This is a genomic window from Streptomyces sp. NPDC050287, from assembly GCF_044459385.1.
GTDB lineage: Bacteria > Actinomycetota > Actinomycetes > Streptomycetales > Streptomycetaceae > Streptomyces.
The window spans coordinates 240,119-254,138 of record NZ_JBITIY010000011.1; the positions used below are offsets into that span (position 1 = coordinate 240,119).

The 14,020-nt window shown below is 71.2% G+C and carries 11 protein-coding genes and 1 pseudogene; 5 read left to right on the top strand and 7 right to left on the bottom strand.

Going from position 1 to position 14,020, the window contains the following annotated elements; genetic code table 11:
• Positions 1-51: 51 nt before the first annotated feature.
• Together ACIBK3_RS33755 and ACIBK3_RS33760 are read right to left on the bottom strand one after the other, a co-directional pair.
• Positions 52-1,818 carry an FAD/NAD(P)-binding protein gene (locus tag ACIBK3_RS33755; protein WP_399371283.1) on the bottom strand — a complete coding sequence of 589 codons (1,767 nt, stop codon included), beginning with the start codon at positions 1,816-1,818 and terminating at the stop codon, positions 52-54.
• Complete coding sequence (locus ACIBK3_RS33760) at positions 1,815-2,672, bottom strand: amino acid ABC transporter permease (protein ID WP_399371284.1); 858 nt, start codon at positions 2,670-2,672, stop codon at positions 1,815-1,817. Before ACIBK3_RS33760 ends, ACIBK3_RS33755 begins: the two co-directional genes overlap by 4 nt.
• Before the next feature lie 427 nt (positions 2,673-3,099).
• Here ACIBK3_RS33760 and ACIBK3_RS33765 point away from each other — a divergent pair, with 427 nt between their 5' ends.
• Positions 3,100-4,047, top strand: a complete 948-nt coding sequence (locus ACIBK3_RS33765) for an ABC transporter substrate-binding protein (RefSeq protein WP_399371285.1) — start codon at positions 3,100-3,102, stop codon at positions 4,045-4,047.
• A gap of 21 nt (positions 4,048-4,068) precedes the next feature.
• Here the strand turns inward: ACIBK3_RS33765 and ACIBK3_RS33770 are convergent, their stop codons facing one another.
• Positions 4,069-5,274 carry a DUF5685 family protein gene (locus tag ACIBK3_RS33770; protein ID WP_399371287.1) on the bottom strand — a complete coding sequence of 402 codons (1,206 nt, stop codon included), beginning with the start codon at positions 5,272-5,274 and terminating at the stop codon, positions 4,069-4,071.
• A 299-nt stretch (positions 5,275-5,573) separates the two neighbouring features.
• Between ACIBK3_RS33770 and ACIBK3_RS33775 the strand changes: the two genes are divergently transcribed.
• Positions 5,574-6,011: a cell division protein SepF gene (locus ACIBK3_RS33775; protein ID WP_399371288.1), complete on the top strand. Its 438-nt coding sequence runs from the start codon at positions 5,574-5,576 to the stop codon at positions 6,009-6,011.
• 39 nt (positions 6,012-6,050) lie between these two features.
• Here ACIBK3_RS33775 and ACIBK3_RS33780 read toward each other — a convergent pair whose 3' ends face one another.
• Both ACIBK3_RS33780 and ACIBK3_RS33785 read right to left on the bottom strand, forming a co-directional pair.
• Positions 6,051-7,223 (bottom strand): acyl-CoA dehydrogenase family protein, encoded by a 1,173-nt coding sequence (locus ACIBK3_RS33780; RefSeq protein WP_399371290.1) that lies wholly within the window; start codon positions 7,221-7,223, stop codon positions 6,051-6,053.
• A gap of 176 nt (positions 7,224-7,399) precedes the next feature.
• Positions 7,400-9,007: an MFS transporter gene (locus ACIBK3_RS33785; protein WP_399371291.1), complete on the bottom strand. Its 1,608-nt coding sequence runs from the start codon at positions 9,005-9,007 to the stop codon at positions 7,400-7,402.
• 295 nt (positions 9,008-9,302) lie between these two features.
• Here ACIBK3_RS33785 and ACIBK3_RS33790 point away from each other — a divergent pair, with 295 nt between their 5' ends.
• The gene (locus ACIBK3_RS33790; protein WP_399371292.1) at positions 9,303-10,583 is read left to right on the top strand and encodes a mannosyltransferase family protein; all 1,281 of its coding nucleotides are present in this window, start codon (positions 9,303-9,305) and stop codon (positions 10,581-10,583) included.
• Between the two features lie 237 nt (positions 10,584-10,820).
• Complete coding sequence (locus tag ACIBK3_RS33795) at positions 10,821-11,837, top strand: phosphatase PAP2 family protein (RefSeq protein ID WP_399371293.1); 1,017 nt, start codon at positions 10,821-10,823, stop codon at positions 11,835-11,837.
• A gap of 134 nt (positions 11,838-11,971) precedes the next feature.
• Here ACIBK3_RS33795 and ACIBK3_RS33800 read toward each other — a convergent pair whose 3' ends face one another.
• A complete protein-coding gene (locus tag ACIBK3_RS33800; protein WP_399371294.1) occupies positions 11,972-12,187 on the bottom strand; it encodes an I78 family peptidase inhibitor in 216 nt (71 codons plus the stop codon).
• Positions 12,188-12,560: 373 nt separating this feature from the next.
• Between ACIBK3_RS33800 and ACIBK3_RS33805 the strand changes: the two are divergent.
• Positions 12,561-12,882 (top strand): annotated as a pseudogene (locus ACIBK3_RS33805) (ABC transporter); the annotation flags it as partial.
• A gap of 106 nt (positions 12,883-12,988) precedes the next feature.
• Here ACIBK3_RS33805 and ACIBK3_RS33810 read toward each other — a convergent pair.
• A complete protein-coding gene (locus ACIBK3_RS33810; RefSeq protein WP_399371295.1) occupies positions 12,989-13,696 on the bottom strand; it encodes a transglycosylase family protein in 708 nt (235 codons plus the stop codon).
• Positions 13,697-14,020: the final 324 nt, after the last annotated feature.

Below are 14,020 nucleotides of genomic sequence, written 5' to 3' on the forward strand. Positions count from 1 at the left end.
CGTAAGGGAGCGTGAGACGTGAGGGACGTGAGGGAGGAATGACCAGGCGGGTCAGGCCGCCGCCCGGCCGGCGAGCTCGCGCAGGAACAGCAGCGTGGCCCGGGCCGTCGCGTCGTTCTGCCGGAACGCGGGGCCGCCGGTGCGAGGGCGGGTGAACGCGCCGGGGGTGCGGGCGTCGGTGTACGGGCCGAGCGCGAAGCGCCGGGGGTGCGACCGGCCGGCCCGGTCCAGGATCCGTCCGTCGGCGGGGTCCACGCGGAGCAGTCCCTCGGGTGTCTCGGCCGCCCCGTCGGCGTGCAACGCGCGCAGCAGCGGGTCGCGGGCCCGGCCGACCGTAGGCTCCGGCAGCCGCGCCTCGACCAGCGCACGGGCCTCGACGGAGAACCCCGGCACGGTCGGGCTCGACGCCCGGAACACCCCGTCCTCGGCGGCGACGGTCAGGTCGGCGCCGAGGAACTTCAGGACGCCCGCACGGGACAGGGCGAGCATCTGCCGCAGCCGGGGACCGGGCGGTCCGGAGGCCAGATAGCTGAAGAAGCCGTGCCACCAGGGGCCGATGTCCCCGAGCCGGACCAACTGGCCGTAGACGGACAGCAGTCCGAGGAAGACCGCCAGGTCGGGACTGTACGCGGGATCATGACTGCGGCTCAGGTCATCCTCGACATAGTCACGCAGTCCCTCCTGGAGCTCGTCGAAGGAGCCGTACCGCACCCCCTCCAGCGGACGGTCCAGCGCGGCCAGGTCGAGCCGGTCGGCGGGGTCGGGCACCGCGGACGCGACGAGGGCCGCCCGCCCGGCCGGGTCGTCCGTGGCCGCGTACTTCTCCTCGAAGACGCTCCAGTCGAGGGCCGTCCGCTCGGGATGGACCGTGAACAGCCGGTGGTAGTGCGCGAAGCCCAGCTCCTTCTCGACCAGCGGCCACACGTCCCGCCGGAAGTCGAAGCCCTCCGGCCGGGCGAGCAGCGCGTCGACCTCGGCGGGCCCGAGGAACCGGGGCAGCGGCGGCCGGTCACCGGTCCAGTCGTAGCCGATCTTCGAGTGGTACGGCACCCCGCGCCGCGATCCGACGTACAGCACCGGCTCCCGTCCCGACGGCACGTACGTGCCCCCCTCGTGGCGTCCGCCCCGGCCCTCGGTGAGCAGCACCATCAGGTCGACGAAGGCGAGGCCGAAGCCGCGGACGAGGACGGGTTCGCCGGGCGCGAGCGGGGACAGGTCGGTGTCGGCGGTGAAGTCCGGTGGGAGGTGGAGGAGCCCATGAGCGCGGGCGTACGCGGCCAGCTCATCCTGCTCCGGGTCGAGTTCGGCGTCGAGGTGGCCGAGGGCGAGCACCACGAGGTCGGCCGGGAGCGGACGCGGCCGGCCTTCCAGCCACACCTGCTGGCGGCCCTCGCGGGGGCCGGACACCCGCAGGGCGCGGCGCGGGTGGTGGTGGACGGTGACGGACGGCGGCAGGGCGGCGACCGCCCGCTCGTGGAACCAGCTCAGGTACGCGCCCTGGAGCTGCCGGTCCGCGAAGGTGCGGCCGTCGATGCCGGCCCACTCGTGCAGCGTGGGGCCCTCGGCGACGGGACCGGTCATGGTGACCGTCTCGTCGGTGAACATGGTGACGTCCTCGGCGTGCGAGTTCATCCACAGCAGCGGCGACTGGGCCGCGCGCCAGATGCGTCCGGCGCCCGGCGGATGCGGGTCGACGAGATGGATGTCGAGGCCCGAACCGGTGTACAGCTCGGGTGCGTTGGCGGCGATCCGCTCGATCAGACCGGTCCCCCGCGGACCGGCCCCGACGATCACGACAGAGGGCCTGTCCGCACTCATCGGGCACGCTCCGAACCACGCGCGTAGTGCTTCTCGACGTAGTACTGGCCGAGGCTGAGCACCGAGGTGACGACGGTGTACCAGACGGTGGCCACCATCAGCAGCGGGATGACCTGGTAGGTGCGGTGGTACACCAACTGCACCGAGTACAGCAGGTCCTGGACCGCGATGATGCTGACGATGGAGGTGCCCTTGAGGGTGCCGATCAGCATGTTCCCGGCCGGCGGCACGATGGACCGCATCGCCTGCGGGAGCACGATCCGCCGCCAGCGCCGCCACCGGCTCAGCCCGAGCGCCTGCGCGGCCTCGATCTGCCCGCGGTCCACGGAGAGGATGCCGCCGCGCACGACCTCGGCGGCGTACGCGGCCTCGTGCAGGGTCAGTCCGATGATCGCGACGGTGACCGGACCGAGCAGGTCCACCGTCTTCACGCCGAGGATCTGCGGGTACAGCGCCCCGATGTTGAACCACAGGAGCAGCTGCACCAGGACCGGGATCGACCGGAACAGCCAGACGTACCCCCAACTGACGCTTCTCAGCACCGGGTTGGCGGACAGCCGGGCCGCGGCGAGCACAGTGCCCAGCGCGAAGCCGAGCACCATGACGACGGCGGTCAGCCACAGGGTGAGCCACAGACCGCGCAGCACGGCGTCGGAGGTGAAGTAGTCGGCGACCACGCCCCACTGGAACGCCTCGTTGCGCACCACGGAGGTGACGGCGAGGACGAGCAACGCCAGTACGGCGACGGCGGCCGTCCACTGGCCGAGACGGCGCTGCGGAACGATCGTGAGGGAGTCCGCGTGCTCCGGTACGTCCGGGGCGGCGGGGGCTTGGGCAAGGGTGTCGGAGGTCATGCGAAGGCTCCGTGGCATCGAGTCGGTAGAACTCGGGTGGGTGCCTTCACACGGGCGCGCACCACAGGTACTGCGGCGCGGGTACGGCCGAGCCCCTCAGCAGGGCCGTCCATCGAGAGTACGGGTCGGTTTCCCCTCGCTGTCAAGGCTGTCCGGACTGTGAGCCGTACGTCTCACGTCAGTTGACGCACCACCGAATGCCTGTTCCACTTGGCCCATGCATCCACAGCAGTGGCTGGTCAAGCGCTCCCACATCGACTTCGGTCGAGTGTGGTCCTCCTCCTGTTGAGCTGACCCACTGCGCGCCCTGATCCGCTGATCCAGCGGGGCGCTTCTCGCGTTCTCCCTCGCTTCGTCTTCACACGCGCACCCCTCCCCTCCCCTCGCGCTTACCTCACTCTTGCCTGCCCTCAGGAGACCGCACCCGATGCACACCCCCACGCGTGCCCGAAATCGCCTTATTGCCCCCTTCGTTCTCATCACCGCGGCGACCCTGCTCCTCACCGCCTGCGGCTCCGGCTCGGACGACGCCGCCGTCACCGCCGCGGGCCAGGCCGACCAGATCCCCGCCACGGACGTCGTCTCCGCCCTCAAGAAGGACGAGACAGCCGCAAAGCTGCTGCCCTCCGGCACCACCCGCCTCACGATCGCCGTCAGCGTCTCCGGCCAGCCGCCCGGCACCTCGATCCTTGACGACGGAAAGACCCTGGCCGGCCAGGACGTCGACTTCGCGGAAGCCGTCGCCAAGGTCCTCGGCATCAGGCTGCGGACCGAGCAGGCGAGCTTCGAGGCGATCCTGCCGGCCCTCGACAGCGGCAAGTACGACCTCGGCGCCGGCAACTTCGGCGTGACCGACGAGCGCCGCAGGACCATCGACTTCGTCACCTACATCAACGACGGCCAGGGCTTCGCCACCCGCAAGGACAGCAAGCTGACCAAGGTCACCGACCTGAAGCAGCTGTGCGGCCTGACCGTCGCCACCGGCGCGGGCACCACCTTCGAGGCCACGCTGGAGGAGAACACGCGCCTGTGCACCGACGCGGGCAAGAAGGCGTACAAGGTGCAGACCTACAACGAGCAGGGCGCGATCTGGTCCTCGCTCCAGCAGGGCCGCAGCGACATCGTGATGTCCACGATCAACGGCCTGCGCTACGCCGTCGCCCACCAGCAGGGCCTGACGTTCCTCAACGAGTTCCACCGCCTCGACGTCGGCTTCGCCTTCAAGAAGGGCAGCAGCCTGACACCCGCCTTCCAGGCGGCGGTGAACAAGCTGATCGCCGACGGCACGTACGCCAGGATCCTGAAGAAGTGGGGGACGACGGGCTCGGCCATCACCAGGTCGGAGATCTCGCCTCCGGAGGTGCGAACCCCGTAGTGCAAACGCGTTGACTGTCTGTCACAGCCCGCAGTCGCAGCACGAGCAGCATTCACCGCACTCGCAGCAGGAGCACGCCTCGCAGCAGTCGCAGTCGCAATTGCCGCACCACCCCTCCCGCTTCTGCCGCGACCACGGCCCTTCGTACTCGTCGGCGCAGCACACCTTGCAGGTGCAGCACAACCCGATCGCGACGGCGCACCCGGCCCAGAACCCGCGCTTGCCGGGCCGGGGCGGCTCACCGCCGAAGGGGCTGCCGCTGTAGGGGTTCCCCGGCGCCTGCGGCCCCCGCGGGGCGTACGGGCCACCGTGCCGGGGCGGCCCGAAGGCGGCGGTGGCCTCCTCCGACAGGTGCCCGCAGGAGGACGGCCCACCGAACGCCCGGTCCACCGAGCGCCGCAGTTCATGCACGAGCAACTGGTGCGCGAGCGCGCTGTCCGTGAACTCGGCCTCGCGCAGCGCGAGCCGTATCCCGTGTACGGCGTCGTCGGCGAGCCGCCTGGCCTCCGCCAGGGATGTCCCGGTCGCGGTGAGGGGGTTCCAGGCACCGGAAGCGGCGTCGGCCTCCCGGTCCTCCACCGCGTCCAGCAGATGCGCGAGCCGGCCGAAGAGGCGGCCGGCCTCGGCGAGCGGCTCGGTGTTGCCGGGGCGGCCGGCCAGGATCGCGGTGTGCGCGAAGGCGGCGGCCGTCGCGGTCTCGGTGGGTTCGGTGACCGTCAGCAACGGCGTGCCCGGCCCCGCCAGCGCCTCGACACCGATCTGCCGGTCCACGGCGTCGACGAGTACGGCGGTGTCGAACCCCACGTCCATACCGGTCCGCGCGGCCGCCCGGCCCCAGCTCGTGGCCACCCGGCGGGCGGCGAGCGCCACCGGCCTGCGGCCCAGCAGCCCGTCCCCGTCGGCGACATGGTCACGCACCTTGGCCGAGGCGAGCACCAGCGAGACGGCGGCCGCGAGCCGCGCTCCCTCACCCTGTGTGACGGACGCGGTCCGCATTCCGCGCAACGGACAGGGTCCCGCCGTACGGCGTCCCGCTCCCCCGCTTTCCCCGTCGGTCTGAGCTTCCGTCAACACCGATATCAGCAGCCCGTCATAGTTCGTCACCACTCGCGCGAGCTGTCCGTGGTCCTTGCGCAGTGCGAGACACAGCCCGCACAAATGCGCCATCCACTGGGTTTTGAGGCTCTCCGTGAGCCGGTGACGGCAGGGTCTGACGATTCCGAACACGACGATTCCCCCGTGGTGCGTACGGCGTTGAACTGCGGCGATTCGCGGCATCGTACCGGCCCCGTCGTTCACCCGTACGCCCCGTCATCACCCGTACGCCGTGAAGAATCATATTTCACTCACAGTCAGCAGCCGTTTGTGAAACGACCCTTGGGACACATGGACTCTCGACGGATTCGCTGTGCACCAGTACCGTCACAAACCCCCCGCGCGGCGTCTATCCACTTGGCGCACCGTCCGCATCATGGATGACCATAGAGATGCGGAAGCACGAAAGACCGCTGTGAGAGGAGGCGTCCATGGGATCGGTACGCAAGGCAAGTGCCTGGCTTGGGCTCGTCGACGACAACGAAGACGAGCGTTACTACGACGACGAATACTCCGAAGGGACCGAACCCGGGGAGGCCTGGGTCACCGATCCGCGGGTCAAGGTGGCCACGGACGTCGCCGAGGAGAAGGGCCGCCGGATCGGCACGGTCACCCCGGACAGCTTCCGGGACGCCCGCGCCATCGGCGAGCTGTTCCGCGAGGGTGTCCCGGTGATCGTGAACCTCACGGCCATGGAGGCCGGCGACGCAAAGCGTGTCGTCGACTTCGCGGCCGGGCTGATCTTCGGCCTGCGGGGTTCCATCGACCGGGTGTCCAACCGGGTGTTCCTGCTGACCCCCGCCGACACGGAGATCATCAGCGGGGACTCGGCCGCGCACCGCACGGACGGCTTCTTCAACCAGAGCTGAGGCAGGGCCGCTCACCGGCCCTGCCGCTGCTGGGGGAATTCAGCGGAAGGCGTCGAGCCCGGTGAGCGCCTTGCCCAGCACGAGCTGGTGCATCTCGACGGTGCCCTCGTAGGTGAGCACCGACTCGAGGTTGGTGGCGTGCCGCATCACGGGGTATTCGAGCGAGATCCCGTTGGCACCGAGGATGGTACGGGCGGTCCGGCAGATCTCGATCGCCTCCCGCACGTTGTTGAGTTTGCCGAAGCTGACCTGCTCGGGACGCAGGCGGCCGGCGTCCATGCGCCGCCCCAGGTGATGGGCGAGCAGAATCCCCTTGTGCAGTTCGACCGCCATGTCGGCGAGCTTGGCCTGGGTGAGCTGGAACCCCCCGATGGGCCGCCCGAACTGCTCACGCGTCTTCGCGTAGTCGACGGCGGCCTCGAAGCAGGCGCGGGCCGCGCCCATGGCGCCCCAGACGATCCCGTAGCGGGCGTGCGACAGACAGCTGAGCGGACCCTTCAGGCCGACGACCTCCGGCAGCACGGCATCGGCGGGCAGCCGTACGTCGTCGAGCACGAGCTCGCTGGTGACGGAGGCGCGCAGGGACCACTTGTGCTTGATCTCCGGCGCGGAGAAGCCCGGGCTGTCGGTCGGCACGACGAACCCGCGGATCCCGTCATCGGTCTGCGCCCACACGACGGCGACCCCGGCGACGGACCCGTTCGTGATCCACATCTTGCGCCCGTTGAGCACCCAGTCCCCGCCGTCGCGCTTGGCGTACGTCCGCATGGAGGCGGGGTCGGACCCGTGGTCGGGCTCGGTGAGCCCGAAGCAGCCGATGACGTCACCGGCGGCCATGGAGGGCAGCCAGCGCCGCTTCTGCTCCTCGCTGCCGAACCGGTGAACGGCGTACATGGCGAGGGATCCCTGCACCGACACCAGCGAGCGAATCCCGGAATCGGCGGCCTCCAGCTCCAGGCAGGCCAGCCCGTACTGCACGGCGCTGGCACCGGCGCAGCCGTACCCGCTGAGCGACATCCCGAGCGCCCCGATCCCGCCCAGCTCCCGGGCCAGCTCCCGGATCCCGGGGAGCTCCCCGCTCTCGTACCACTCGGCGACGTACGGCAGCACCCGGTCAGCGGCCCAGTCCCGCACGGTGGCCCTGATCGCCAGGTCCTCCGGCTCGAGCAGGTCGTCGATACCGAGGGGGTCGGCGGGGTCGAACGGGGCCATGAGCACGTCCTCTCGAAACTAGCACCGCTAGTTACTCATCCGCACCTGACGTTACGACGCAGTGTCCCGCACGTCCAGGACAGCGTGGCGGGCCCGTCGGCGAAGCAGCACCGCCGGGGTGCCGCACCCTCACAAAAAAGCCCCGCCTCCCGAGCGTGGGTGGGAGACGTCCTGCGTCAAGCCGAGACGCGGGACTGCGCGACCTTGCGAGGCGCGGGTACGCCGCCGGCCCCGGACTCGGCCCCGGGATCCCCGCACTGCATCACTCGCGGCAGCCGCAACGCCATCACCGCCCCCAGCACCAACAACCCCGCACTCACCAGCAGCGTGACATGCAGTCCGTGCACGAAACTGTCCCGGGCCGCCCGGCGCAGGGCGACCCCGGCAGTCCCGCCCAACTGCCCGGCCACGTCGTACGCCTCGCCCAGCGAATGCCCCGCCGACGCGGACGCCGACGCCGGCACCCCCGGCACGGACGCCAGCCCGGGCGCGTACGCCGCGTTCATCACCGTGCCGAGCAGCGCGATCCCGATGCCCGCCCCCAGCTGGTACGAGGTCTCGCCGATCGCCGCCGCGCCGCCCGCCTGCTCCGGCGGAGACTCGCTCAGCATCGACTCGTACGCCCCGAACAGCGTCGTCTCCAGCCCGAACCCCAGCAGCACGAACCCGAGGACCAGCAGCCCCGCGTTGTCCTGGCCGCCCATCGCGGTCAGCAGGAGGACGGCCACCGCCGTCAGGAGGAACCCGCAGCTCACCATCCGCCGCGGCCCGAACCGCCGGAGCAGCCGCGCCCCGGCCAGCCCCGCCGCCATCGCGGCGATCGTCAGCGGCAGCAGCCGTAGACCGGTCTGCAGCGGAGACAGTCCGAGCACCAGTTGCAGGTACTGCGCCGCGATCAGCTCCAGCCCGACCAGCGCGAGCATCGCCAGCACGATGCACCCGACCGACGTACTGAACGCCGGCCGCGCGAACATCCGAAGGTCCACCAGGGGATGCGTCAGCCGTCGCTGCCGCCGTACGAAGAGCACGATCAGCGCGGCGCCCAGCACCAGCGGCGCCACGGTGAACGGCCCCAGCTCCCCACCGCCGAGCCGCTTCACGCCCAGCACCAGGCAGAACAGCCCGGCCGCCGCCATCAGCGCGCCGACCACGTCCCAGGGCCCCTTGCCGTCGCCCCGCGACTCCGGCAGCAGCAGCCGTCCGACCGGCAGGCTGACCAGCATCAACGGTATGTTGACGAGGAACACCGAGCCCCACCAGAAGTGCTCCAGCAGAAAGCCGCCGAGCAGCGGACCGATCGCCGCGCCGACCGCCGCCACCGCGCTCCAGATGCCGATCGCGAGCGCCCTCTCCCGCCGGTCCGGGAAGACCTGGCGCAGGATCGACAGCGTCGCGGGCATGATCATCGCGCCGCCGACCCCGAGCAGCGCCCGGGCCAGGATCAGCACCTGGGCGGTCCCGGCGAAGGCGGCCATGGCGGAGGCGACGCCGAACAGGCCGTATCCGAGCAGCAGGATCCGTCTGCGGCCGACGCGGTCGCCGAGCGTGCCGAAGAGGATCAGCAGCGAGGCGCAGACGAGGGGATAGACGTCGACGATCCAGAGCAGTTCTATCGCGCCGGGCTTGAGGTCCTCGGTGACGGCGGGCACCGCCACGTGCAGCACGGTCGCGTCGAGGGCGACCAGGAGCAGGCTGACGCAGAGGACGACGAGAACGACCCAGCGGTTGGCACCGGCCCCGGCCGCCCGACGGCGCAGCACAGCGGCCGTGGTCGTCCCGGACATGCACGTACCTCCCAGATGTTCCCTCGCGTTCGGCGGGGCTCACGGGTTGGGGACTCCCCGTGACTCGGCCGGAGAGGAGCGGTGGTCTCCGGCCCGCGCAACGAAGGCGAGTGACACGCCAATGTACGCGAGTTCCCGCCGGTGCCCAGTGGCGGACCTCTCAGACGCGTGGGGAACAGGTGTGGCGTACGCCACTCCACCTCCCCGCTCCCCCTCCTCGTCGGGCACGGCCCCGCGGGCCGCGCGGTACCGGCCCCGGTAAGGACGCGGCCCGTACCCGGTCGATAATCAGCCCGTGACCGATCTTGAAACGCGCGGCGCCGCGACCCTGCGCCGAGCGGCCCCGGCCCTCCTCGGGTACGCGGCCGTACGCGCCCTGGGCCTGCTGACGCTGGCCCTGTGGAGCGCCGCGCGCGACAAGAGCGCGTACACGCTGCTGACCGCTCGCTGGGACGCCCTGTGGTACACCCGGGTCGCCGAGCTGGGATACGGCTACGAGGTGCGCCTGCCCAACGGTGATGTGCACTCCAACCTCGCGTTCTTCCCGCTGCTGCCCTGGCTGGAGCGGCTGCTGGCCGCCACCACCCCGCTGTCGTACGCCGACGCGGGCTTCGCCGTCGCCCTGCTCGCCTCGCTCGCCGCGGCGTGGGGCGTCTTCGCCGTCACGGACCATGTGTACGGCCCCCGCGCCGGCGTCTGTGCCGCCCTGCTGTGGGCCGTGCTGCCCGTCGGGATCGTGCAGTCGATGGCGTACAGCGAGTCCCTGTTCACCGCGCTGGCCGCGTGGTCGCTGTACGCGGTCCTCACCGGCCGCTGGGTGACGGCGGGCGCTCTGGCCTCCCTGGCGGGCCTGACCCGACCGGTGGGCCTCGCGGTGGTCGCGGCGGTGGGGGCGGCAGCGATCATCTCGTTCGTACGGGACCGGAGAGCACCTGTCGTGGCCGCCGCCGTACGGGACGGGAGAGCACCTGCTGCCGCCGCCGTACGGGACCGGGGAACGCCTGCCGCCGCCTCCGTACGGGACCGGAGAACGCCTGCCGCCGCCGCTTCCGTACCGGAGCCGAGAGCCCCGGGCGTCGACGCGCGGCGCGCCCTCGGCGTGCTGCTCGCCCCCCTGGGCGGCGCCGCCTATGTCCTGTGGGTCGGCCACCGCACCGGCAGGGGCCCGCTCGGCTACCTCGACGTCCAGGCCGGCTGGCGCAACGGATTCGACGGCGGCTACGCCTTCGCCCGCTTCGTCGCCGACAAGTTCACGTCGTTTCCGTCGGCCCTGGCGGGCGTGGGGCTGATCGTCGGGGTGGGGCTGATCGTCTGGCTGTACGCGGTCTGCGTACGACAGGGCCAGCCGCTGCCGCTCCTGGTGTACGCGGGCGTCGTCACCGCCCTCGCCCTGTGCGCGTCGAGCTACTTCGGCTCGAAACCACGCCTGCTGCTGCCCGCCTTCCCCCTGCTGCTGCCCCTCGCCCGGGCCCTGGCCCGCACCCGGACACGCAGGTCGGCGCTGCTGCTCGGCACGGTCGCGGTGGTCTCGGCGGGGTACGGGGCGTTCTGGCTGAACGGCTCCGGTCCACCGTGATCGTCGCGGACCGTCGGTGAGCGTCCGGATAATTCCACCCCATGATTCGGTGAACGAATTCATAAGGCCAATAAAACCGCAACCCGGGACGATCAAAGGAATTAAAGGGGCCGGCCTCCCGGCATTGCGGATTCCTCGGAATTAAACCTCCGCCTGAGAGGAATCCCACATCACATGGTCATCACAAAGCCGTGGATTCGACGAGGAACTGAGCTCACTCGCTGTAACGTCGATTGGGTGCGTACCGAACGAAACCTCACCCGTCTGGACCGGGTGTTCGCCAGGCTGGACCGTGAGCGGGAACGGCCGGCCCACATCGACGTGCCGAAGATGAGCCGGCACCGGGTCGCGCTGCTCGCCGGAACTCTCGCGTTCTATCTGGCGATCGTGTGGCTCGTGGTGATCACCTCATGGCTGGTCCGTCTCGACTGGCAGGTCATGTTCTTCCGCCCGTACCAGCAGTGGGCGGGCATCCACTGGTTCGTGGACTACTACGTGGTGCTCGGCCAGCGCGGCCCGACCGCCGTGATGGTCGCCGCCTGGCTCGGCTGGCGCTCCTGGCGGCAGCACACGCTGCGCCCGCTGCTGACCCTGGGCGCATCGCTGCTGCTGCTGAACATCACGGTCGGCGCCGCCAAGCTCGGCATGGGCAGACTCGGGCCGCACTACGCGACCGCGATCGGCTCGAACGAGATGGGCCTGGGCGGCGATATATTTCCCAGCGGCCATACCGCCAACGCCGTGGTGACCTGGGGAATCCTGGCCTATCTGGCCTCCACCCCGAGAGCCCGGCGCTGGCTGTCCGCGGTCTCCGCGGTCACCTCGCTCGGAGTCGGCATGGCCACGGTCTACCTCGGTACGCACTGGCTCAGCGACGTCGTCCTCGGCTGGACCGCGGGTCTGCTGGTCCTGCTGGCCCTGCCCTGGTGCGAGCCGTTGATCGCCCGCGCCGAGGCCGGGATCTTCGATCTGCGCGACCGCTGGCGTGCCCGGCGCCGCGCCCCCGCACCGGCACCGCTCTCGCCCGTCGAGACTCCGGTGCGCCTCAAGCCGCGTACGACGGCTCCCCAGAACGAGACGGCGGCCCGCTCGCCCCGGGCGCCCGTCTACCTCGCCCCGGGCCCGCACATGACCCGCTCGGAGCGCACACCCGTCACCCCGGTCGGCAGCCGCAGGCCGCCGCACTCGGACCGTGTCCCGCGGGGCACGAACTCGACGGCCCGCCCCCTGACGGGCGGCGGCCCCCCGAGCTGACCCCTCGGACAGGCTGACCACCAGTCGGCGGGGCCGGTACGCACAGCCCACCCCCGCACCCGGCGACGGCCCCGGTTCCTCGACAGGAACCGGGGCCGTCGCCATGATCGTGGTCCGCCCCGTGTCAGGTCGCGTCAGCCCTTCCAGGCCCGCGCCACCTGGCCGTTCTCCACCTCGAAGTTCAGGCGACCGCTGCGGTACTCCATGGTGATGACGGCCCCCGGCGGCAGCGACCGGACCGTCGACCACCCCCGCTCGCGGGCGAGCCGTTCCGCGCTGTCGGCGTCGAGGCCGACGTAGGTGTCCGGGCTGTCGTCGGGTTCGGCGGGAGGGGTCGGAAAAGGTGCCATACGGCCACGCTAGGCGCTGTCCGGCAACCGGGGAAGTCCGGGCTCGAACCCTGGTCGGGCCTCCCTCTCTGTCACGCTTCTGTCACAGAGTCACGAGACGCGTTTTGGGTCGACTTCGTCACACGTACGAGCGGTTTCGTACACCTTCTTCGGGGAACCGAACGCATTTCCCGCCTGTCGCGCCCACCGGAGGAAAAGCCCCGCGGAAAGTTCCCGGAGAACCGTCCCCGGCCCCTCTTTCCGTCCGCGATTCCGGACGGGTCCGCGGGAACTCGTGCCGCCGATGAAAAACCCGGATGCGGCACAGAAACCGTCCCCTGCGGGTTCTCGGCGGTTCGGCCGGCCGCTCGAACACCACCGGAACCAGCAGACCGCCCTGGACGCCTACCCGCGACTCCGCCGTCCTCCCGCGCCGCGCCGGCACTCTCTCCGGCGGGGAGGAGCGCACGCTCGCCCTCTCCCGGGCCCTGCCGGCACGCGCGCGCATGTCGCCGACGGTCGCCGCCCGCACGTACGACCTTCTGCGCGCGCTCGACGCCTGTGGGGTCGTCGCCGAGCAGCGGCTGCCGCCGGGGCCGCGCGACCCAGCGGCGGCGGTGGTGTACGAACCGCGCCGCGGAGCGGTCGGCTTCGGCGGCGAGGCGGGCGAGTTCCAGCGGCGGGAAGCGGCGGACCGGCTACCGCCGAGGCACTGAGCAGCCGCCGCGGCGGGGTCGTCCCGGGGCGTCCGGTACGCCCTGGGGCCCCATCCGGTCCGCCGACCGGATGGGGCCCCAGGCCCGGGACGAGGGGGAGCGGGCCTCAGATGTCGAGGCGCTGCCCGGGCACGATCACGTCGGGATCACCGCCGATGGCGGCCTTGTTGGCGGCGTAGAGCCGCTGCCAGGTGGTCCCGTGCCGGTCGGCGATGCCGCTCAGCGTGTCGCCCGCGCGGACGGTGTAGTCGCCTCGGGACCCGCCGCGGGTGACGTGCTGTGCCGATGCCGGCCTCTCGGGTGCCTCGACCGCCCTGGTCGAACGCTCCGGCGCCTTGTAGGGCTTCGACGGTGCCTTCGACGGGGAGGGGTTCGTGTGCGTCGTGCCGGAGGCGGAGACGCCCGGTGCGCTCCCGGACGCTCCGGCCCGCGCCGAACAGGTGGGCCAGGCGCCCCATCCCTGGGCCCGCTGGACCTTGGTGGCGACGGCGATCTGCTGGTCCCTGCCCGCCTGGTCGGCCGTCGGCGCGTAGGCCGTGCCGCCGTACGCACGCCAGGTGGAGGCGGAGAACTGGAGTCCTCCGTAGTAGCCGTTGCCGGTGTTGATGTGCCAGTTGCCGCCGCTCTCGCACTGGGCGATGCGGTCCCACACCCCGCCGTCCGCCGCCGCGGCGTTGCCGGTCGCGGCCAGCACTCCCAGCGGGGCGAGCAGAGCCGCTCCGGCGAGGACCGCCGCGGTACGGGCCTGGTTCCCGCCGGGAGCCTTCCGCGCCTTACGGACGTTGTCGCGAGTGGTATCGGCACATTCGGACATGTAGTTCCCTCTCCACGTACCCGGGGTCCCCCAAGGCGAGGCGCCACGGCCCGTGTTCCGTCACGGTCGTCACGCTCCCCCCGTCCACCGGAGATGGTGCGGCGCGCCGGACATCGGCATGTCGATGAAGCGCGCGGTCGGCGGACGTACCCGAGCGGTGCTGGTTGCACACGGCCGAGAAATCTAGAAGGGCGACCAGCCGGTATCAACCAACTGCTTGTCATTCCAGGCCAGTTCGCCGTTACCCCGAGTATCGACGATTTTTTGCCACCCACTTAATTCACTGATTTCCTGATTTGTCGGCCAGTCCGCCTGACGGCCTGT

What these genes read in the sequence shown, in the direction of transcription:
- ACIBK3_RS33760 (WP_399371284.1), bottom strand. Translation starts at nt 2,672, where the DNA reads ATGACCTCCGACACCCTTGCCCAAGCCCCCGCCGCCCCGGACGTACCG.
- ACIBK3_RS33810 (WP_399371295.1), bottom strand. Translation starts at nt 13,696, where the DNA reads ATGTCCGAATGTGCCGATACCACTCGCGACAACGTCCGTAAGGCGCGG.
- ACIBK3_RS33780 (WP_399371290.1), bottom strand. Translation starts at nt 7,223, where the DNA reads ATGGCCCCGTTCGACCCCGCCGACCCCCTCGGTATCGACGACCTGCTC.
- ACIBK3_RS33755 (WP_399371283.1), bottom strand. Translation starts at nt 1,818, where the DNA reads ATGAGTGCGGACAGGCCCTCTGTCGTGATCGTCGGGGCCGGTCCGCGG.
- ACIBK3_RS33800 (WP_399371294.1), bottom strand. Translation starts at nt 12,187, where the DNA reads ATGGCACCTTTTCCGACCCCTCCCGCCGAACCCGACGACAGCCCGGAC.
- ACIBK3_RS33785 (WP_399371291.1), bottom strand. Translation starts at nt 9,007, where the DNA reads ATGTCCGGGACGACCACGGCCGCTGTGCTGCGCCGTCGGGCGGCCGGG.
- ACIBK3_RS33765 (WP_399371285.1), top strand. Translation starts at nt 3,100, where the DNA reads ATGCACACCCCCACGCGTGCCCGAAATCGCCTTATTGCCCCCTTCGTT.
- ACIBK3_RS33775 (WP_399371288.1), top strand. Translation starts at nt 5,574, where the DNA reads ATGGGATCGGTACGCAAGGCAAGTGCCTGGCTTGGGCTCGTCGACGAC.